General features: G+C 45.2%; 24 protein-coding genes. 19 read left to right on the top strand and 5 right to left on the bottom strand.

Features of this window, described 5'->3' with window-relative positions; genetic code table 11:
- Positions 1-11: 11 nt before the first annotated feature.
- The 19 genes from hutH (at position 12) to BFP72_RS12620 (ending at position 15,985) form a co-directional block, all read left to right on the top strand.
- Positions 12-1,541, top strand: coding sequence for a histidine ammonia-lyase (gene hutH, locus BFP72_RS12710; protein WP_099599496.1), 1,530 nt, complete (start codon positions 12-14; stop codon positions 1,539-1,541).
- Entirely contained in the window at positions 1,538-2,272 is a 735-nt protein-coding gene (fabG, locus tag BFP72_RS12705; RefSeq protein ID WP_099599495.1) for a 3-oxoacyl-ACP reductase FabG, read from the top strand. Before hutH ends, fabG begins: the two co-directional genes overlap by 4 nt.
- A 4-nt stretch (positions 2,273-2,276) precedes the next feature.
- Positions 2,277-3,491 (top strand): beta-ketoacyl synthase, encoded by a 1,215-nt coding sequence (locus BFP72_RS12700; RefSeq protein WP_099599494.1) that lies wholly within the window; start codon positions 2,277-2,279, stop codon positions 3,489-3,491.
- On the top strand, positions 3,484-3,732 hold the full coding sequence (locus BFP72_RS12695) for a phosphopantetheine-binding protein (protein ID WP_099599493.1): 249 nt from the start codon (positions 3,484-3,486) through the stop codon (positions 3,730-3,732). Before BFP72_RS12700 ends, BFP72_RS12695 begins: the two co-directional genes overlap by 8 nt.
- Positions 3,732-4,598 (top strand): lysophospholipid acyltransferase family protein, encoded by an 867-nt coding sequence (locus tag BFP72_RS12690; RefSeq protein WP_099599492.1) that lies wholly within the window; start codon positions 3,732-3,734, stop codon positions 4,596-4,598. Before BFP72_RS12695 ends, BFP72_RS12690 begins: the two co-directional genes overlap by 1 nt.
- The gene (locus tag BFP72_RS12685) at positions 4,595-5,023 is read left to right on the top strand and encodes a 3-hydroxyacyl-ACP dehydratase (protein WP_099599491.1); all 429 of its coding nucleotides are present in this window, start codon (positions 4,595-4,597) and stop codon (positions 5,021-5,023) included. The genes BFP72_RS12690 and BFP72_RS12685 overlap by 4 nt, the downstream gene beginning before the upstream one ends.
- Positions 5,023-5,451 carry a thioesterase family protein gene (locus BFP72_RS12680; protein WP_099600779.1) on the top strand — a complete coding sequence of 143 codons (429 nt, stop codon included), beginning with the start codon at positions 5,023-5,025 and terminating at the stop codon, positions 5,449-5,451. The genes BFP72_RS12685 and BFP72_RS12680 overlap by 1 nt, the downstream gene beginning before the upstream one ends.
- Positions 5,448-6,545, top strand: a complete 1,098-nt coding sequence (locus BFP72_RS12675) for a beta-ketoacyl synthase N-terminal-like domain-containing protein (RefSeq protein WP_099599490.1) — start codon at positions 5,448-5,450, stop codon at positions 6,543-6,545. The genes BFP72_RS12680 and BFP72_RS12675 overlap by 4 nt, the downstream gene beginning before the upstream one ends.
- The gene (locus BFP72_RS12670; protein WP_143520060.1) at positions 6,545-7,102 is read left to right on the top strand and encodes a 3-oxoacyl-ACP synthase; all 558 of its coding nucleotides are present in this window, start codon (positions 6,545-6,547) and stop codon (positions 7,100-7,102) included. The genes BFP72_RS12675 and BFP72_RS12670 overlap by 1 nt, the downstream gene beginning before the upstream one ends.
- 11 nt (positions 7,103-7,113) lie before the next feature.
- Complete coding sequence (locus tag BFP72_RS12665) at positions 7,114-7,365, top strand: phosphopantetheine-binding protein (protein WP_099599488.1); 252 nt, start codon at positions 7,114-7,116, stop codon at positions 7,363-7,365.
- The gene (locus BFP72_RS12660; RefSeq protein WP_099599487.1) at positions 7,365-8,543 is read left to right on the top strand and encodes a beta-ketoacyl synthase; all 1,179 of its coding nucleotides are present in this window, start codon (positions 7,365-7,367) and stop codon (positions 8,541-8,543) included. Before BFP72_RS12665 ends, BFP72_RS12660 begins: the two co-directional genes overlap by 1 nt.
- Positions 8,540-9,475 carry a beta-ketoacyl synthase chain length factor gene (locus tag BFP72_RS12655; protein WP_099599486.1) on the top strand — a complete coding sequence of 312 codons (936 nt, stop codon included), beginning with the start codon at positions 8,540-8,542 and terminating at the stop codon, positions 9,473-9,475. The genes BFP72_RS12660 and BFP72_RS12655 overlap by 4 nt, the downstream gene beginning before the upstream one ends.
- Positions 9,468-10,220 carry a polysaccharide deacetylase family protein gene (locus BFP72_RS12650; RefSeq protein WP_099599485.1) on the top strand — a complete coding sequence of 251 codons (753 nt, stop codon included), beginning with the start codon at positions 9,468-9,470 and terminating at the stop codon, positions 10,218-10,220. Before BFP72_RS12655 ends, BFP72_RS12650 begins: the two co-directional genes overlap by 8 nt.
- A gap of 1 nt (position 10,221) precedes the next feature.
- A complete protein-coding gene (locus tag BFP72_RS12645) occupies positions 10,222-10,830 on the top strand; it encodes an outer membrane lipoprotein carrier protein LolA (RefSeq protein ID WP_099599484.1) in 609 nt (202 codons plus the stop codon).
- A 3-nt stretch (positions 10,831-10,833) separates the two neighbouring features.
- Positions 10,834-11,208, top strand: a complete 375-nt coding sequence (locus BFP72_RS12640) for a hypothetical protein (RefSeq protein ID WP_099599483.1) — start codon at positions 10,834-10,836, stop codon at positions 11,206-11,208.
- Complete coding sequence (locus tag BFP72_RS12635) at positions 11,198-12,352, top strand: DUF2062 domain-containing protein (RefSeq protein ID WP_099599482.1); 1,155 nt, start codon at positions 11,198-11,200, stop codon at positions 12,350-12,352. The genes BFP72_RS12640 and BFP72_RS12635 overlap by 11 nt, the downstream gene beginning before the upstream one ends.
- 307 nt (positions 12,353-12,659) lie before the next feature.
- Complete coding sequence (locus BFP72_RS12630; protein WP_099599481.1) at positions 12,660-13,535, top strand: UDP-2,3-diacylglucosamine diphosphatase; 876 nt, start codon at positions 12,660-12,662, stop codon at positions 13,533-13,535.
- A gap of 17 nt (positions 13,536-13,552) precedes the next feature.
- Positions 13,553-14,605, top strand: a complete 1,053-nt coding sequence (locus BFP72_RS12625) for a glycosyltransferase family protein (protein WP_099599480.1) — start codon at positions 13,553-13,555, stop codon at positions 14,603-14,605.
- Positions 14,606-15,985 carry a GH1 family beta-glucosidase gene (locus tag BFP72_RS12620; RefSeq protein ID WP_099599479.1) on the top strand — a complete coding sequence of 460 codons (1,380 nt, stop codon included), beginning with the start codon at positions 14,606-14,608 and terminating at the stop codon, positions 15,983-15,985.
- Here BFP72_RS12620 and BFP72_RS19455 read toward each other — a convergent pair.
- The 5 genes from BFP72_RS19455 to BFP72_RS12595 all read right to left on the bottom strand — a co-directional run bounded on the left by BFP72_RS19455 (position 15,974) and on the right by BFP72_RS12595 (position 20,105).
- A complete protein-coding gene (locus tag BFP72_RS19455) occupies positions 15,974-16,282 on the bottom strand; it encodes an RDD family protein (protein ID WP_143520059.1) in 309 nt (102 codons plus the stop codon). The two genes, BFP72_RS12620 and BFP72_RS19455, sit on opposite strands and share 12 nt — an antisense overlap.
- A 103-nt stretch (positions 16,283-16,385) precedes the next feature.
- Positions 16,386-16,838, bottom strand: a complete 453-nt coding sequence (locus BFP72_RS12610; protein WP_143520058.1) for a hypothetical protein — start codon at positions 16,836-16,838, stop codon at positions 16,386-16,388.
- Between the two features lie 80 nt (positions 16,839-16,918).
- Entirely contained in the window at positions 16,919-18,841 is a 1,923-nt protein-coding gene (locus BFP72_RS12605; RefSeq protein ID WP_099599476.1) for an AAA domain-containing protein, read from the bottom strand.
- Between the two features lie 7 nt (positions 18,842-18,848).
- Positions 18,849-19,532, bottom strand: coding sequence for an HAD family hydrolase (locus BFP72_RS12600; RefSeq protein ID WP_099599475.1), 684 nt, complete (start codon positions 19,530-19,532; stop codon positions 18,849-18,851).
- 30 nt (positions 19,533-19,562) lie between these two features.
- On the bottom strand, positions 19,563-20,105 hold the full coding sequence (locus BFP72_RS12595) for a hypothetical protein (protein WP_099599474.1): 543 nt from the start codon (positions 20,103-20,105) through the stop codon (positions 19,563-19,565).
- Position 20,106: the final 1 nt, after the last annotated feature.

Here is a 20,106-nt window from a genome sequence, read left to right as displayed (position 1 = left end):
ACATATGTTAGTTGGGACGTCTTACAATTGAAAAAATAGAAGAGATATTTGATAGATCAGGAAGCTATCAAATGGACGAAGATCAAAAGGCGAGAGTTGAAAAATCGTACCTTTTTTTAAAGGACTTTTCAAAGGATAAGGTGATCTACGGGATCAATACTGGATTTGGGCCGATGGCACAATACCGCATATCCGATGACAAACTGGAGCAATTGCAGTATAATTTGATTCACAGCCATAGCAATGGCGCAGGTCAATACATCGAGGAAGAGTACGCACGAATCATCATGATTTGTCGACTCAATACGCTGGCACTTGGATTTTCTGGAGTGAGCCTTCAGTATCTAGAGACTTTGGAGCGGTTCATCGAAAACGACATAATCTCTTGCATCCCCGTACACGGTGGGGTGGGAGCCAGTGGTGATTTAGTTCAGTTGGCACACGTAGCTCATACGCTCATCGGTCATGGGCAAGTCTATTTCAAAGGAGAAGTGGTCGATACGGCAGTGGCTCTAGAGTCTACAGGGGTCGAGCCAGCAGCACTTATGCTCAGAGACGGATTGGGAGCTATCAATGGCACTTCTTGTATGTCAGGGATTGCAGCGGTCAATTTGATCAAAGCCAAAAAACTGATTGGGTGGGCGATTCATACATCGTCGATCATGAATGAACTGACCTCATCGTATGATGATTCGTTTTCTTCGGAGCTCAATGCATCCAAACTGCACAAGGGGCAGCAGAAGGTGGCTGGTATCATGCGTGATTTACTCAAGGATGGCAGTGTGTTGAAAGAAAGGAATGCGCACTTGTTCAATGAAGAACACATCAAGGGTCAGGAGTATTTTTCTGAGAAAGTACAAGAGTATTACTCTTTGCGATGCGTGCCACAGATCATAGGTCCGGTCTTGGAGACTTGGGAGAGTTGCAAAAGAATTGTGGAAGATGAGGTGAACTCTGCCAATGATAATCCTATCATTTGTACGGATACTCAAAATGTCTATCATGGAGGGAATTTTCATGGCGACTATATTGCTCTAGAGATGGACAAACTCAAAATCGCCATTACCAAATTGACTATGCTTATGGAGCGTCAGGTCAACTTCTTGATGAATTCTAAGTTGAATCAGATATTTCCTCCTTTCTTGAACATGGAGAAGCTAGGGTTCAATTTTGGGCTACAAGGGATGCAGTTTACGGCGGTATCTACGACAGCTGAAAACCAGACTTTGTCCAACCCTGTCTATGTACATAGTATCCCCAACAATGGAGACAACCAAGATATCGTGAGCATGGGGACAAATGCGGCGGTCATGACACAAAAAGTGATCGACAATTCGTTCGAAGTGTTGACGATTTTGATGATATCGATTGCTCAGGCGTTGGATTTGACCAATAAAATTGATCTAAAGTCTTCTGCGACTAGAAGTTTTTACAATTTTGTACGTGAGGAAGTTCCTACGTTGAAGGAGGATATCTCATTGAAGACTCATCAAGAGGAACTCAAGAAGAAATTATTAAATACAGAAAAGGACTTATTTTGAGAAAGTGCGCATTAGTGACTGGTGCATCCAGAGGTATAGGTAGTGCTGTCGCAGTGACTTTGGCGGCAGACTTGGGGGTACATGTGATTATCAACTACGCCTCAAATGATGCAGCGGCCAACGAAACCAAAAGAAAGATTGAAGAGAATGGCGGGACAGCTGAACTCTTGAAGTTTCAGGTGCAGAACCACGATGAAGTGGAGAAGTGCTTGAGCAAGTGGCTTGCGGACAATAAGGAATCGAAAATCGAAATTTTGGTCAACAATGCTGGGATCACCAGAGATAATCTCATGGTGTTTATGGAAGAGCAGGATTTTGATGACGTAGTACAGACCAGTCTCAAAGGGATGTACAACGTGACAAGACATTTGTTGCAGCACTTCGTGCGAAACAGATCAGGACGTATCATCAATATGGCATCTCTGTCAGGGTTGAAAGGTGTGCCTGGGCAGGTGAACTATTCAGCAGCCAAAGGGGGTATGATTGCCGCAACCAAAGCACTGGCACAAGAGGTCGCCAAGAGAAAAATAACCGTCAATGCAGTAGCGCCAGGATTCATCACTAGCGACATGACTCAAGATCTCAATGAGGACGAGATGAAGCAAATGGTGCCGATGAATCGATTTGGCAAAGCACAAGAAGTGGCCGATTTGGTGTCGTTTTTGGCTTCAGACAAGGCAGCATACATCACAGGTGAAGTAATCAATATAAACGGAGGGATTTATTCATAGAGAGATGAGAGTGGTGATCAGTGGATATGGAATTTATTCTTGTATAGGAAAAAACGTAGCGGAGGTGACCGAATCTCTTAAGGAAGGGAGAAGTGGGATTGGGTTGGATATGGAACGAAAGCCGTTTGGTTATCGGTCTTGCTTGACAGGAATCATAGAGGAGCCTGACCTGAAAAAGGACTTGTCCCGTAGAGCGAGGCTGGGGATGTCCGAAGAAGCTAGATACGCTTATGTTTCTACCAAAGAAGCATTGGAAATGGCAGGCATTACCCAAGACTATTTAGACAACAATCGAGCAGGGATTTTGTTTGGTAATGACTCGACTGCTGGGGCAGTGACAGAGGCTGTGGATACGATTCGTGCCAAGAAAGACACCATGCTTGTGGGGTCTGGATCGATCTTTCAGTCGATGAATAGTACAGTTAATATGAACCTGGCGACTATTTTTAAGTTGAGAGGAGTCAACTTTACCATCAGTGCGGCCTGCGCTTCGGGTTCGCATGCGATTGGCGTGGGGTATCACCTGATCAAGTCGGGTCTTGAGGACATGATTATTTGTGGAGGAGCTCAAGAGGTTAATTTGTACGCTTTTGGGAGTTTTGATGGCTTGGGCGTTTTTTCGATGCGCGAAGATGAACCCGCCAAGTCCTCACGACCATTTGATAAAGACCGTGATGGATTGATCACAAGTGGAGGTGCTGCGACCGTGGTGCTTGAGTCTTTGGAATCAGCACAGCGTAGAGGAGCGACGATTTTGGGAGAGGTGACGGGGTACGGCTTCTCTTCCAACGGGGATCATATCTCCAACCCAAATACGGAGGGACAGGTAGACTCCATATCGCGAGCACTCAAGATGGCCGATATTAGCGCCAAAGAAATCGACTATGTCAATGCACATGCCACCTCGACACCAAAAGGAGATATGTTTGAGGCACAGGCTATTTTTGATGTGTTTGGAGGGAAGACTCCGGTGAGCTCTACCAAATCTATGACAGGACATGAGTGCTGGATGGCAGGAGCTAGTGAGATCGTTTATTGTATGATTATGATGCGCAACGGGTTCATAGCTCCAAATATCAATTTTGAGAATCCCGATGAAGTTTCCCGAAATCTTAATATTATTGCAGAATCAAAAAATGCTAACTTAAACACAATTGCCTCTAATTCCTTTGGTTTTGGAGGGACGAATTCAACCCTTATTATTAAGAAGTATGAGTAGAGAAGAAGTAGTAGAAACTGTAAATGGTTTTTTGGCGGAGGAGTTTGAAGTGGAGGTTGATACTCTTGATCCTAACGGTGTTTTGCACGAAACCCTCGATTTGGATAGCTTAGACTATGTCGATTTGGTCGTGGTGATCGAAAGTCACTTCGGATTCAAAGTGACAGGTGAGGATTTTAAATCTATCAGTACGCTCAACGATTTTTACGACTTTATAGTCAACAAGCACGAGCATGCCTAATGACGAAATGGACTGGACGTACGAAGGGTAGCCTACTGGGTTATCAAATCATTGTATGGACACTTAAATTTTCGAATATTCATGCGGCTTACTTGTTGTTGAAAGTCGTTTCTTATTATTATTTCTTGTTTTCTGCAGGGCCCAAAGAGGCCCTTGTTGATTTCTACGCTAAGACACTGAAGCTTTCGCGAAAAGAGTCCTTGCCAGTCATTCGTAGAAATTTCTCCGAACTTGCCCACTCACTTCTTGACAAAATTGCTTTTGCCGCAGGCAAAAAGAAGCTATTTAGCTATACTCAGCAGGGTGAAGAAGACTTGCTCAGTATGGCCAACGAAGGAAAGGGGCTCATCCTCATTTCGGGGCATTATGGCAATTGGGATATCGCTGGCCAATTGCTCAATTCATTTGATCGTAAGATCAACATACTTATGTATGACAATGAGCACGAAAAAATCAAAGAGTTTTTGTCTAGACAAGGAGCGCAGAGTTATGAGGTGATTGTGCAAGGAGAAGGGCTTGGCCACTTGATAAAGATTTATGAAGTGTTGAAGCGAGGAGAGATCTTGTGTATGCATGCTGATCGATTCATGACTGGTGCGCCGACTTATGATCTTGATTTTTTTGACCAAAAAGCATTGTTTCCTTCGGGACCTTTTCAGCTTGTCTCCAAATTAAAAGCTCCTTTCGCCTTTGTATTTGCTCACAAACAAAGCAAATTTAATTATCATTTCACTGCACATGTGCCAGAAGTCGACCGAAAGAAACCTGAAGAAATTGCACAGCATTTTGCAGCTGCTTTGGAGCAGAAGGTAAGGGAGATTCCTGACCATTGGTTCAATTATTATAACTTTTTTCATCATTCATGAAAGCACTAATCAACCGAGACCGAATCACTGAATATATCCCTCAGAAAGCTCCTATCGTCATGATCGATGAACTCTTGACGTGTACAGATGTGGAAGTGATCTCTCAGCTAGAGGTGAGGGAGGACAATATGTTTGTGTATGAGGGAGAGATGACTGAATCCGGGTTGATTGAGAATATTGCTCAGACAGTAGCTGCCAAAGCTGGGTATGAGTGTCACCAGCAGCAAATACCAGTTCCTTTGGGATTTATCGGTGCGGTCAGCAAAGTCTCAATAGTACAGCGCCCCAAGGTGGGTAGTAAAATTCGTACTACCGTGACGATCAAAAATGACGTGATGGGGATCATGATCATCTCAGGCAGTAGTGAGGAGGATGGTCAGCCTTTGGCCCACTGTGAAATGAAAATTATGATCCAACAAGGGTGATGGAATATATCGAAGAGAGTATATCGGTGAGAGCAAGGTTTTCGGAAGTGGACGCGATGGGTGTCGTTTGGCACGGCAACTATCTCAAGTATTTTGAAGACGGCCGTGAGAGACTTGGAGAGTGCTGCGGCATGTCCTATATGAATATTGCGTCGCACGGATTTTTTGTGCCGATCGTCAAAGTAGCGATTGACTACAAGTCTCCGATCACTTTTGGGGAGAACATTCGAATCACCTGCCGCTTGATTAAAAGCAGATCCGCCAAACTCATCCATGAGTACGAGGTATGGAACCTGGAAACAGATCGAATTAGTTGCAAAGGGCGTACTGAACAGGTGTTTTTGCATGCGGAAAACAAAGAATTAGAATTGTCCTATCCGGAGTTTTATACCGAGTGGATGAACCAGGTTGATTGGATAGAGGGATGAGTTACATAGGAGCTGCAAATATCATTTCTCCACTTGGAGACACAGTCGCCAAGAATTTTGAGGCGATGCACAAGGGAGAATCTTCTCTGAAGGTTCACAGCGAGGTGAGTTTTGCTCCTTTGAATGTCCCTGTGGGAGTCATGACGGATATCATGCATAGGGATGGGCTTACGAAGTTGGAGTCTTTGGCCGTGCAAACTTGCCAGCAAAGTATGTCTCAAATCAAAGAGATGACTGGGAAATGGCTTTTGATCTTTTGTACGACCAAAGGTGATATCGATCGTTTGGCAACTGGGCTGAGCAAAGAGGTGCGACCACAGCATGTTGCTGAAGTGGTGGCCCAGCATCTGTCAGTACCTCTGGATGTAGAGGTCGTATCCAATGCTTGTATTTCGGGTTTGCTCGGTGTAGTGATGGCACATGATTATGTGGAGACGGAGACTTATGACCATGTGCTGGTGCTAGGAGGCGATGTATTTTCGGAGTTCACCTGCAAAGGTTTTGAATCTTTCATGGCATTGAGTGATGAGGCTTGCAAGCCTTTTGATGCCCATCGAACGGGGCTTTCATTGGGAGAGGCTGTAGTGAGTGCTGTAGTGTCTAGGCAATCGACTCTTTTTGCAGGACAACCAAAAAGAGTTTTGGGTGGAGCGACGGCCAATGATGCCAATCATATATCGGGCCCATCACGAACGGGTGAAGGTTTGTATCGCGCAATCCAAAAGGCATGCAAACAGTCGGGAGTGATGCCAGAAGAAATCGATGCAGTTTCTGCTCATGGAACTGCTACTCGCTACAACGATGACATGGAATCCATCGCTTTCCACAGAAGTGGCTTGGCCAACAAACCTGTACAGAGTATGAAGGGGTACTTTGGACATACACTAGGGGCAGCGGGTCTTCTTGAATTGGTAGTGTCTATGCATGCAATGGATGTGGGGGTGATGCTGAAAAGTTTGGGTTGTGAAGAGCCAGGTACGACAGAAAAAATCAATGTGGTACTAGATCATACGGAAATGGCCATAGATATGCTGCTCAAGACAACTTCGGGATTTGGAGGGTGCAATGCTGCAGCGATCATTCAAAAAATGTGATGGGAGTACAGAAAATATACATCAGTTGGACCAAGGACGATTGGCAAATCGACGGTCAATCACAGCCTGAACCTGCACATGACGGTACCCTGAAGGGACGGCTATCGGCGATGTACAAATGGCTGAAATTAGATTATCCTAAATTTCACAAAATGGACAACCTGTCCAAAATGGGTGTGTTAGGAGTAGAGATGGTTCGCTCTAAAATGGATTTGTCCCGCTTTGGCGAAGACGACTTGGCATTGCATTTTCAAAATGCATCTGCGAGCCTTGATACTGACTGGGCACATCAGCAAAATATCAATGAAGGAAAAGCCGCTAGCCCCGCCAATTTTGTATATACATTGCCTAATATTGTGTTGGGCGAAATAGCCATTCGCAACAAATGGTACGGGGAAAACCTGTTTTTGTTGAAGGATTGTTTTGACCTAGAGCAGTGGATGAAAACCAATCAAGTGTGGTTTGCCCAAAACAAAGCCAAGGCTGTAATCGGTGGCTGGGTGGAAGTCCTGCAGGAGGAGTTTGAGTTACAATTGTACCTTGTAGAAAAGGAATAATATTTTAGCATATGGATTTAAAATTAGAACTGAAAGAAAAGTTAATAGAGCAGTTGAATCTGGAAGAGGTGACTCCTGAGGAGATCAAAGACGATGCCCCTTTGTTTGGAGAAGGGTTAGGGTTGGATTCGATTGATGCTCTCGAAATCATTGTGATTCTGGACAATAGTTATAATCTCAAAGTAGGCAACCCAGAGGAAGCCAAGGAGATTTTTCATTCTATCAATAGCCTAGCCAAATACATCGAAGAGAATCAAGCCTGATGAATGTATACGTGACAGGGATCGGTGTAGTGTCAGCCTTGGGCATAGGTGTGGAGGCAAACCTCCGTGCCCTGCAGACAGGTACTACAGGTATCGAGAGTTGTGAGACCCGCAAGGGGTCTGCGCTCAAAGGCCGTCTCAAAAAGTCAGATGTAGAACTTAAGAATATTTTGGGGCTTGAGCTGGAGTCTCAAGTGCCTCGTACGGCATTGCTGGCCATGCTAGCGAGTCGCGAAGCTTGGGGAGACTCAGTGGTCGATTCTATGTTGAAAACAGGGCTCATCAACGGCACTACGACAGGAGGAATGGATCTGAGTGAGCGATATTTTGCTTCGCTATATTTGGAAGACGATGCGTCACAAATTCAGCAGTTGATGACCCATGACTTGGGGACTGTCACACACCTAGTCAACAGTCAGTTTGGTATCAAAGAATACGTCAATACTATCTCTACGGCATGCTCTTCGGCAGCCAATGCCATCATGCTAGGTGCACGGATGATTCAGGCTGGCATACTAGATCGTGTGCTGGTAGGTGGTACAGATGCACTGACGGATTTTACTGTGGATGGATTTGGCTCATTGATGATTTATGACAAGGAGCACTGTCGTCCATTTGACGAAGGTCGCGTCGGATTGAATCTCGGTGAAGGAGCAGGGTTTCTGCTGTTGGAAAACGAAAAAAGTATAAAAGTATCCGGGCATAAGAAATTGGGATTATGCCAAGGTTGGGCCAATACCAATGATGCCTACCACCAGACAGGGACTTCTCCTGCTGGGGATGGAGCTGCATTGGCGATGCTGGAAGCACTCGAATTGGCAGATTTGCGCCCCCAGGATATCGACTATCTCAATGCTCATGGCACAGCGACACGCAACAACGACGATTCGGAATTGAGTGCTATTGATCGTGTGTTCGAAGGGGTAGAGTTGGATTTTAGTTCGACCAAAGCTCATACAGGGCATACCCTAGCAGCGGCTGGTGGGATCGAAGCGGTCTATTCGATATTGAGCCTCATGCACGGCTGTGTGTTCCCAACGCTCAATTGGAAGAACAAGATGGTCGCGAGTGAGCGAACTCCAGTTGTTGCATACCGCAAAAAGGAGATACAGACGGTCATGTCTAATTCTTTTGGGTTTGGAGGCAACAGTACCTCATTGATATTTTCTAAAGTATGAAAAAAGTATTTGTCAAGTCAGCAGTGTCGATTTCTTGCTTGGATGGATTTTTGGGTGAAAACCTAAACGATCAACTCTCAGAAGGGGTCATTGAAAGATCGCTGATCGAGCCGAGCTACCGAGAATACATCACTCCTGCGATGATACGCCGGGCATCCAAATTGATGAAAATGTCTTTGGCGAGTAGTCAAGCTGCCATGACCAAAGCCAATCTGGAAAAGACGAGTTCGATCATCGTAGGGTCAGGACTAGGTTGTCTAGCAGATACAGAAAAATTCCTCAAAACTTCGATCCTCGCAGAAGAAGATAGTTTGATTCCTCCAACGGCATTTATCCAGTCCGGACACAATGCAGTCTCAGGTCAAATAGCCTTGCTTCATAAAAATCAGAGCTATAACATGACGCACATCCAAAAGGGCTTGTCGTTTGAGTATGCATTGATGGACGCCAAGCTGCGTCTGCACGAGGGAGATACATCGGTACTACTCGGAGCTGTCGACGAGAAAATAGATACCGTAGAAGAACTGGCAGATCGGATGCTGTGGCCCAAAGAAATTAAGTCTCAATTGTCCGAGGGATGTTCATTCTTTGTGTTGACTGAGGAGAAAACGGATGTTGAAATCGTGAGTGTCCGTATGGTAGACACAGGTGAGTTGGAATCTCAGTATCGTGCCGTCCTCGAGGAATATGGGCTTCATGAATCTGTGGCAATAGAAAGATACGTAGGCTACAATGAAACTTTGAATCAGGAATTGTCATGGTCGCATGTCGTATATACCGATGTGGTGGGTAGGTATTTTAGTAGTTCTGCATTGGGTTTTCATTTGGCGTATGATGCCCTACGGGCACAAGCGTCGGTTGGGGATTATGCTGCAGTGATCAACGTGAGCGATAGGGAATTTAGCAGTATCATGATCTTGAGGCGTGTCTAAGTTTGGGCTCACATTGTTGGTGTTTGTATGTGTAGAGATCAGTCTGCCTTTTTGGTTGAGTACTGAGTATGTCTTGCTTGCGATGTGTGTGTTGTTGGGAATGTTTATGTCCTTGATGTTTGGGATGTCGATGATGATTCGAGCCGATTTTTTCGTGTCTGCCATACATCGCTTGCCGAATGATGCAGTCATGCTGACTTTTGATGATGGCCCACATCCTGCCAATACCCCCCTTGTACTAGACGTACTGCAAGAAAAAGGAGTGAAGGCGATGTTCTTTCTAATAGGGAAAAACATCCAGGCATATCCCGAAATCACACAGCGCATCATCGATGAAGGGCATGCGATAGGCGGGCACACGTATGCACACAACCATGGTTTTGGCTTTAAACTAGGGAAAAATCTGTCTCGTGATATTATGAAAGCACAGCGCTATTTGTCGGACCTGACAGGGGAAGAGGAGTTGTATTTTAGACCTCCATTTGGAGTGACCAATCCCAGTATAGCACAAGTAATCAACGAAAATAAATTGAAAACGGTCGGTTGGTCTGTGCGAACCTATGATACGGCGGTGGCTTTGAATGACGACAGGGTCAAACAGCTTGTAGGCCGTATCGATAACGGTGCGATTGTACTGCTGCATGAGCGAGTAGATGCTACGTGTGAGGCTTTGCCACTGTTGATTGATGGGGTGCGCGAAAAGGGTATGAAATTTGGACTGTTGCCCAAAAATAAAAAGGAATAGAATGTATAGATTGATGATAGTATGGGCCTGTCTGTGGAGCACCGCAGTAGTAGGGCAGGAGGAGAGTGTCGAGCAGTTTTTGCAACGGTTGGAGGAGTTCAATGCGGAGACTACTTCCATAGTGAGCTCTTTTGATCAGGTGCAGGTACTTTCCTTTCTCGATGAAGAAATGAAGGCCAGTGGTAGTTTTTATTTCATGAAACCTAGTGCCATGAAATGGGAGCAGGTAGTTCCTGAGGCCTATTCTTTTGTGATTACAGAGGATGAAGCTTACAAGTCCGATGTACATGGGACGAAAAAAATACCGAGCAACAGCCCTCAGATCATTGGGTTTAAGAAGTTTTTACTCGAAACAATGGATGGTTCTATTTTGAAGAGTGATGATTTTGAGAATGAAATTGAACTTGTCGATGGAGATGCTAAGATTACGCTGCTTCCCAAGCAGAAGGCAATGAAACGAATGTTCAGAGAGGTACGTTTGGTTTTTGATGTCCAATCGTTGCTTTTGAAGGAATTGGTGTTTCAAGAAACACCAGAAGATTACCGTTCTATTTATTTTAGCAATCACAAACTCAATACACTGACCGATAGGACTCAGTTTACCCGATAGCCTATGAATAATTTCCATGACCTTATCACCTTTGGGGACCTTCGACGTGAGGAGGACGAATATGTAGTGCCATTGACGATCGATGCGACGCATGATGTGTTCGATGGGCATTTTCCTCAGCATCCTGTGTTGCCTGGTGTAGTGACGATGGAGGTGTTGAGGAGGGCATTGGAATTGGCCACCCAACAGAAATTGCGCTTGAGCACTGCAGCTAATATTAAGTTTTTGGGGATGATCGACCCACGGGCTACTCCCGAGATGGTGATGCGTTTCAGTGTGACGGACTCAGATGATGGGTTGAAAGTAAAGGCCAGTTTGCGAGCAGCAGGGGACGATTCCATTGTGTTCAAACAACAAGCGACGTTTCATGTCTATTGAGAAATCTCAGCTCCACTATTGCGTATTGATACCTACGTACAACAATGGAGCGAAAATACGTGCGGTTTTAGAAAAAGTAGCTAGATATACGACGAACGTCATCGTCATCAATGACGGTGCAACGGATGATACCGTTTCTGTACTCAAGGATTTTCCAAACTATGAAGTCTATACTCATGTCGTCAATCAGGGCAAAGGGGTAGCACTGCGGCATGGCTTTGAGCGAGCCATCGAGCTAGGCTATGAGTATGCGATCACGATAGATTCAGACGGACAGCATGATGCAGATGATATCCCTGCGCTACTAGAGGCTATCGAAGCAAACCCTGGGGCGGTAGTCATGGGGTCTCGCAATATGGAGCAAGAGGGAGTGCCTGGCAAAAGTAGCTTTGGCAACAAATTCTCCAATTTTTGGTTTTGGGCTGAGACGGGTATATCCTTGCCTGATACTCAGACAGGATTCCGAGCATATCCGCTCGGACCAATTAGTCGAAAGCGCTGGATTACTTCTAAGTTTGAATTTGAAATAGAAGTCATCGTCCGACTGGCCTGGTCCAATGTGCCCTTTGTATCTGTGCCGATTCATGTGACTTATGATGAAGACCGGATTACACATTTTAGAATGGTGAGAGATTTTGCGCGCATCAGTGTATTGAATACCTTCTTGGTGACGTTGGCCTTGTTGTTTTTTCTTCCGAGGCTTATAGTGATGCGTTTCTCTTTCAAAAAATCATGGGAAAAAATCAAGCAGGAGTTTAGAAAGAATAAGGATAATCCGGGTAAGATGGCTTTTTCGGTGGGCTTGGGGCTGTTTTTTGGGATTTTTCCTGTGTGGGGTTTTCAGATGCTGATTGCTTTTGGGATTGCGAGTCTTTTCAAACTCAACCGCCTTGTGGTATTGTTTTTTTCCAATATCAGCATTCCGCCATTTTTACCTTTTCTGATTTTTATCAGTTTTCTCTGTGGAGCGCCTTTTGTATCTGATCCTGTACAGTTTTCGGATTTTACCCGCTTGACATTGGATTCAGTGTACGATCAGTTGCAGCAGTATGTGATCGGTTCGGTATTGTTTTCGGTAGGAGCAGGGGCTATTGGTACTTTGATCGCTTATGTCATTTTATTGATGATTCGGAGATCGTCTTGATCTTAGTAGTTTAAGTCATGTGTTATTTAATGTTATCAAATAACACATGACGAAGGGTTTTGTTTAATACGGGCGTCAGGGTATTAATACAAAAATAATTGTAGGAAAACCACCTAGTAATATCCATGCAGCACTTTTGTAAAAAACAAGCATGGAATCATACCGTTCAGATCGCCCCATCCGAGATAGACATACTTATTCTAAGAGAAGCAGGTTTATCCATATTATTCGAGCCATTCAGCAAGTTTTGTTTTCATTGGTCGCACAGTTTATCGGACCACTCCGTTCGCCTCTAAAGTCCAACTAGATGAAAAAGGGGGATAAAAGGAGTGTCGATATATTGGTCTTGTCAGACATTCATTTAGGGACCTATGGGTGTCGAGCGAAAGAACTCCTTGCTTATCTGAAAAGTGTAGCACCCAAAGAGGTGATTCTCAATGGGGATATTATCGATATATGGCAGTTTAGCAAACGGTATTGGCCAAAGAGCCATATGAAGGTCGTGAGTCAGATATTCAAGTGGATCACCAAGGGGATCAAGGTGACCTATATCACAGGCAATCACGACGAGATGTTGCGCAAGTTTGAGGGGTTTTCGGTAGGGACTTTTGAGCTGCAAAATAAGATGGTTTTAGAATTGGAGGGGCAGAAAGCGTGGGTCTTTCATGGGGATGTGTTTGATGTGACCATGCAGCATTCGCGATGGGTGGCACAACTCGGTGCGATTGGGTACGATTCACTCATTATGATCAATCAAGTATTTAATTTCTTCAGCGAACTGGTCGGTAGAGGTCGAATCTCTCTGTCCAAGAAGGTTAAAAATAGTGTCAAGAGTGCTGTGAAGTATATCAATCAATTTGAGCAGACCGCTACTGAGATCGCTGCAGACAATGGATACAAGTATGTGGTATGTGGACACATCCATCATCCAGAGATGAAAGAATATGTATCCGCTCATGGGTCTGTGACCTACCTCAACTCGGGAGATTGGATTGAAAACCTGACCGCACTAGAATACAACAACAAGGAGTGGTCGATTTTTCACTTCAAGGACGAGGATTTTCCGGATCTGAAAAGCAAAGACAAAGGAGAGGTAGAAGAGGATGACGAGCATACTGACTTGTCAGGGCGTACTCCGAAAGAACTCTACGGCAAAATGCTCCAAGAAATGTTGAAAAATTAAGCAGAACGATACCTAGGATGAAAATATTGTACGCCATACAAGGAACAGGAAACGGACACCTCAGTAGAGCAATGGATGTGATCCCTGCATTGAGCAAACGGGTGACCGTAGATGTACTGATCAGCGGAATACAGGCTGATTTGAAGTTGCCTTTCCCTGTCAAGTACAGATACGATGGTTTGAGTTTCATCTTTGGTGAAAAGGGTGGAGTGGACATCATCGAGACATTCAAAAAAGCCAGTGTGCGTCGATTGATGAAGGACATTAAGTCTTGTCCGGTACAGGATTATGATCTGGTGATCAATGATTTTGAGCCTGTGTCGGCATGGGCCTGTCGGGTCAAAGGTGTGAAATGCATTGCGCTCAGCCATCAAAGTGCCTTGAGATCTAAACTTGTCCCTAAACCTGATCATGCAGATTGGTTTGGCTCTCAGATATTGAAAAACTATGCGCCGGCGGACGATTATTACAGTTTTCATTTTAGAAAGTACGACAACAAGATTTTTACCCCCATCATTCGAAACGACATCAGGAATCAGGAGATCACAGACAGTGGACATTATACAGTGTATTTGCCAGCTTATGGAGACAAGAAGCTGATCAAGGTGCTGTCGAAAGTCAAGAATGTTCAGTGGGAGGTATTTTCGAAGCACACGATATCGAGCTATACCAAGGACAATGTGAGTATTCAACCCATCGATGGGATCAAGTTCGTACAGAGCATGGCAGCCAGTGCAGGTGTACTGTGTGGAGCAGGGTTCGAAACTCCAGCAGAGGCTTTGTACTTGACCAAAAAGCTACTGGTCGTCCCTATGCGTAGACAGTATGAGCAGCATTTCAATGCAGAAAGTCTCAAAGAGCTGGGAGTGCCTGTGCTCAAAAAATTGAGCAAAAAGAAAATCAAACTCGTACAAGAATGGGTAGACTATGGCAAAGAAGTGCCGGTGTATTTTCCAGAGCAGACGCAGTTTATCATAGACAAGGTGCTCCAAGAGCATATTTCAGCTCCAGAAGTTGAGTTGAAGAAGAAGACTTTCATTTCCTTTCCAAGATTAAAATTCCTTTCATAAATGATTTTTACTAAAGACGATTTTGGCCCTGATTTTCATTGGGGAGTGAGCACTGCGGCCTATCAAATCGAGGGAGCACACGATGTAGATGGCAAGGGCCCGTCAGTATGGGATCATTTTGTGTCGCAAAAGGGAAAGATACAAGATCACACGACCGGGAACCATGCTTGCAATCACTACCACAACTATAGTGAAGATGTGGGGTTGATACAGTCGCTGAATATTCCCAATTATCGATTTTCGATCGCTTGGTCGCGGATCATGCCAGATGGAATTGGGTATATCAATCAAGACGGAGTGGACTACTACAATCGTCTCATTGACGAATGTCTGGACAAGGAGATCACACCTTGGGTGACCTTGTATCATTGGGATTTGCCGTTGGCCTTGCAAAAGAAAGGTGGCTGGGTCAACCGCGAGGTGTTGGGGTGGTTTGAAGACTATGTTTCGACTTGTGTCAAATTGTTTGGGGATCGGGTCAAAAACTGGATGGTACTCAACGAACCGATGGTATTTACGGGTGCGGGATACTTTTTGGGCTATCATGCTCCAGGGATCAAGGGGATTAAGAATTTTGTACCAGCCATGCACCACGCTACATTGTGTCAGAGTCTTGGGGGGCGTATTATTCGTGATTTGCAGCCTGAGGCCAATATTGGGACGACTTTCTCTTGCTCGCATATCGATCCAGCGAGTCCTGAGCCTAAGGATGTCAAGGCTGCCAAGCGCTTTGATGCATTGCTCAACCGTCTATTCATAGAGCCAGCGCTGGGCTTAGGCTATCCGGTCGAGGATTTGCCGATTGCACGCCGTGTAGAGGATTACCTCAAAGCAGACGATGAACAGAATATGGTCTTTGATTTTGATTTTGTGGGGTTACAAAATTATACCCGAGAGGTCGTACGGCACAATTGGTACATGCCGTATCTACAAGGGCAGATTGTCAAAGCCGAAGAGCGCGATGTGGAATTGACGACTATGGGGTGGGAAGTTTACCCAAAGGGAATATACAAAATGCTCAAAAAGTTCAATGCCTATGACAAGGTCAAGTCCATCCTTGTGACTGAAAATGGGGTGGCGTTTGATGATCAACTAGAAAATGGACATGTCAAAGATCCTAAGCGAGTCAAATTCCTTCAGTCCTACATCTGCGAAGTGCTCAAGGCCAAAAGAAGTGGGGTGAAAGTTGATGGCTATTTTATTTGGTCATTGATGGACAACTTCGAGTGGGCCGAAGGCTATGAGCCGCGGTTTGGTATCGTGTACAATGATTTTGAGACCCAAAAACGTATTGTCAAGGATTCTGGGTATTGGTATTCCCGCTTTCTCAAATCTTCTAAGGTCATGCTCAATGACGAGCTTCTCAAATCATCGGGTTGATCTAGTGGTGATGGCCCTGGTGTCGGATAGGATGTCGTGATGTCCACTTTGGTCATAAATAAAGGAAAGGCACTCTATGGGGACCGTCCGGATGATAGTGCGCCTGAGCAATTGACTGGTACTAGGCCGACTGCCATCAGTGGTTACTACACGTGTGCCGGTGCAGTATTTTCCGATGGTTCGGTACGTGGTGGATTCCATGACGAAGTAGTAAAGGAAGTGAACCACAAAAGGGGACAACTGGAACAGTACTTCGTAGGAGATGAAGGAAGGGAGAATCCCAACGAAACATCCCATAGCATCAGGCCGAGAAGTAGAAGGAATGATACCACGATACACAATGCGCTATCAATGACAAGGTTTGCCAGCCTCCTCCATTTACTTGCACATACCATGTGATTCAGCTTTTTTGACTTTTCAATATTTTCTTGATGGCCTTGGAGGGCTTGATGTGGTTTTCTTCTTTTGCGCAATATTGTACGGTGTACTCTTTGGCTTTGGCTTGTACCTGCTCGTTGGTGAGAGGGCTGGAACTATCGAGTACGGCCTTGGTCATGGCTGACAAATAGACGGTTAGCAATTCGGTTTTGCCATCGGTCAGTTGCATGGCTTCCGATTCGATCGAAAAGGTATAATCTGGAGTTCCTTCCATCCATTTGAGAATGTATTGAAAAGAATTCAGCCTTTTCAGTTCGTCTAGATCTGCGGGTGTGTCCAAGATGAAATTGGCCGTTTCCAAAACAGTGGGTTCAGCTGTTTTGTAATCTTCAATGCTTTTGAAATCAGCTGGGGCTTGGGCCAAGGCTAAGAAGGCCAATAGCTGGAAAGTGAGGAAGGATACAAGATGTTTCATGTTATGTCAGTTAGTCTTGATGTGCATATTATTTGTTGTACAAGATAGGGAATCTTCTGTGGGAAAGGGTGTGTTGAGGCTCAATACATCAATTCGTAAGCACTACGGTAGGCTTCTATTTCGTGGATGTAGTCGAGGAACTTCTCATAGAAACTGTGCTGTCCGATGGTGGCACTGTCTCCGATGACGACTAGTTTTTTTCGTGCACGAGTGAGTGCTACGTTCATGCGGCGGGTGTCCTTGAGAAAACCAATTTCGCCTTTGTCATTGGAGCGAACAAGGCTGATGTAGATTACGTCTCTTTCTTGTCCTTGGAACGAATCTACTGTGTTGATTTGTATTTTTTTCATGGTGTGTTCTTCTAGCCCATTTTCAAGAAGCTTTTCGGAGAGCAGCGCGGTTTGTGCTTTGTAGGGTGAGATCACACCGACGCTTTGGAGGTCATCTTGGCGTTCCATGGTATCTAGATTTGCGAGGTACTCGATCAGATGCTTCATGAGGATATCTGCTTCTTCGGCATTGTACGAACTACGGGTTTCTTTGTCGACTGCTTCGTAGAAGGCACAGCCTGCGGTATCGATGAACTCCACCACGGTATCTTCTGCGAAGACTTTCCAACGCTTCACCATCGGATCTGCTTCGAGATTGTTTTTGTAAAACATCCGGCTGCTGAAATTCATGATTTGTTCGTTCATCCGGTATTGGATAGAGAGCATCACATCGGCTTGGTTGCGTTGGATGGCCTTTTCGAAAAGAGTGACTTCCAGGCCTTTTTTGGCTGCCTTGTAGGACTTGATGGTGGGAGGTAGCTGGCAGTGGTCACCGGCGAAGATCACGCGTTGTGCGCGGAGGATAGGGATCCAAGTGGCCGCTTCCATGGCTTGGGCTGCCTCATCGATGAAGACTGTCCCGAAGTTCATGCCTTTGATGTAAGTATTGGTCGAGCCTACAAGGGTACAGGCGATGACTTGTGTCTTGGCGACTATGTCATTGATGATGTAATACTCGAGGTTGTTGGCGTCATCTTTTAGTTTGAGAGCCTCTGATTTGATGGCGCGACGTTGTACTTTTTCAGCATGCCCAAAATTACGTTTGTATTTGCTGGCGAGTTTAAAGTATTCTTCTGCCTGTTTGCGGAGGTCTTTGAGGCTTTTGAAATCTGGATGATTGGCGATTTTTGCATCCATGGTTTTGCTGAGGATATCTTCGTGTACGCGTGCGGGGTGTCCGACACGGAGCACTTGGATATTTTGCTGACCTAGTCGTTCGGCGAGTAGGTCTACTGCGGCATTGCTTGGGGCACAGACGAGTACTTGTCTTTCTTTTTTGAGTGTCTCGACGATGGTATGTACCAAGGTAGTGGTTTTGCCCGTGCCAGGCGGGCCATGGATGATGGCTACATCTTGTGCATTGTGCACGAGGTGCATCGCGGCATTTTGGCTGTCATTGAGACCGATGTCTCGGATTACATCTTGATTGTCAAACGAGGCAGCTCTTGTTCCTAGGATCACATCTTTGAGTACGTCTATTCGGCCATTTTTGGATTTGATTACTTTCAACAGTGCTTTTTCCATTTCGCGATAAGCATTCTCATCAAAGAGCAGTTGAATGCCAAGTTGACCGTGATGTACCCATTGCGGTACTTCGTCGACATTGAGCGTGATGTGCATGTCCATCTTGGTGACAGAGTTGACTACACCAGATACAGCATCTTCGTGATGGCTATCTCCAGAGGTATTAGAAAACAGACTGATGAGTTTGCCAGACTGAAAGAGGTGAGCTTCTGTATGCTCGGGTTGGCGAGATACCTTGACAATGAGTCGTTCGCCTGCATCAAAACGGGTTTTGTTGAGGTCAACAGGGTACCAGCATACGCCTGATTTTCTACGCTCTTTCAGGGATGTGCTGGCCATTTTGATACGGTATTGACGGAGGTCTTCTTCCTTTTCTTGGTGGAGTAGTTGGACCTGCAATTTCAATTCTTCCTGTATATTTTTGGACATGGTAGGGCTATAAGTATTGTGATAGTTCGCTGATTTGGGACAGTTGGATCAGTTGGGGATGTTCGATTTTTCGGTCTACCTTTTCGTGTTCCCAAGTGATATGGTAGGGGATATGGAAGGCATGCCCTCCGAGGTTCAAGACGGGTAGAATGTCTGATTTGAGCGAATTGCCAATCATCGCAAATTCGGTTGGGTTGAGGTCCAAATGCCCCATTACACGCTGATAATCTTCTTCTTTTTTCTCTGACACGATTTCTATGTGATGAAAGTACTTCTCAAGACCAGATTGTTGGAGTTTGCGCTGTTGGTCTAGTAGGTCTCCTTTGGTCACCAATACGAGCCGATATTTCTCATGAAGAGAAGAGAGTACAGGCTCTACATTGTCGAGGAGTACGACAGGTTTTTGCAAGAGTTCTTTACCGATCCGTAGGATTTGTTCGATATCAGTGACATTGACTGTGCGTGCAGAGATCTCGATGGCACTCTCGATCATTGACAGCATGAATCCTTTGATCCCATAGCCGTAGAGGCTCATGTTTTGGAGTTCGATGCGATAGAGTTCTTTGACACTGCTGTGTTGGGGCATGTAGTCTTCCAGCAGTTGACAAAATTCGCTCTCCGCCTCACGAAATAGGCCTTCGTTGTGCCAGAGGGTATCGTCGGCATCAAAAGCGATGGTTTTTAGGGGCATATAATTTAGGGTGAATGATGAAGTTCAAATTTAGCGCTTCAACATGGGAAATGGATGCATGGGATGACGGAATGCATGGCGTAATATTTTTTTTGCAATGAGTTTCTGAAAACCTAAAAATGGGAAGGATTCTTTGAGGTGTTGGTATCGAGAGATGGGTAAGCCGTGGCGGGTCACCCCAAAGGTCAAATCCATAAAGTCCGCTTGTCGAAAGGCTTCTGTCAAATCCGAATGATCCCCTTGGTATGGAGAAATCTTGTGGTGATGGATAATGAGTTGACGACAGAGATCAGAGAGGTGAGTACGTCCAGTTTCTTCTAGATGCCTCACGGCAGATTCTGCACTCGGGGATAGATAATCCATGCTGTGATGCGTCCAAATCCCCAAATCGTGAAAGACCGCTGCGATAGCAAGTGCTTCTTCTTGGGCTTTGTTGAGTTCCGAGGGACAGAGCAGTAGAGTCAAGTGGTAGATGCGGTAGACGTGATTGCGGTAGGCGTTGTAGTCGTGCCCCAAGGCTTGGGTGTAGTAGAGGAGTACACGTTCTATTTGAGGTATGGATTTGTTGGCCATG

The sequence above is a fragment of the Reichenbachiella sp. 5M10 genome, assembly GCF_002742335.1.
Lineage (GTDB): Bacteria > Bacteroidota > Bacteroidia > Cytophagales > Cyclobacteriaceae > Reichenbachiella.
This window is presented reverse-complemented; position numbering and strand designations above follow the sequence as displayed.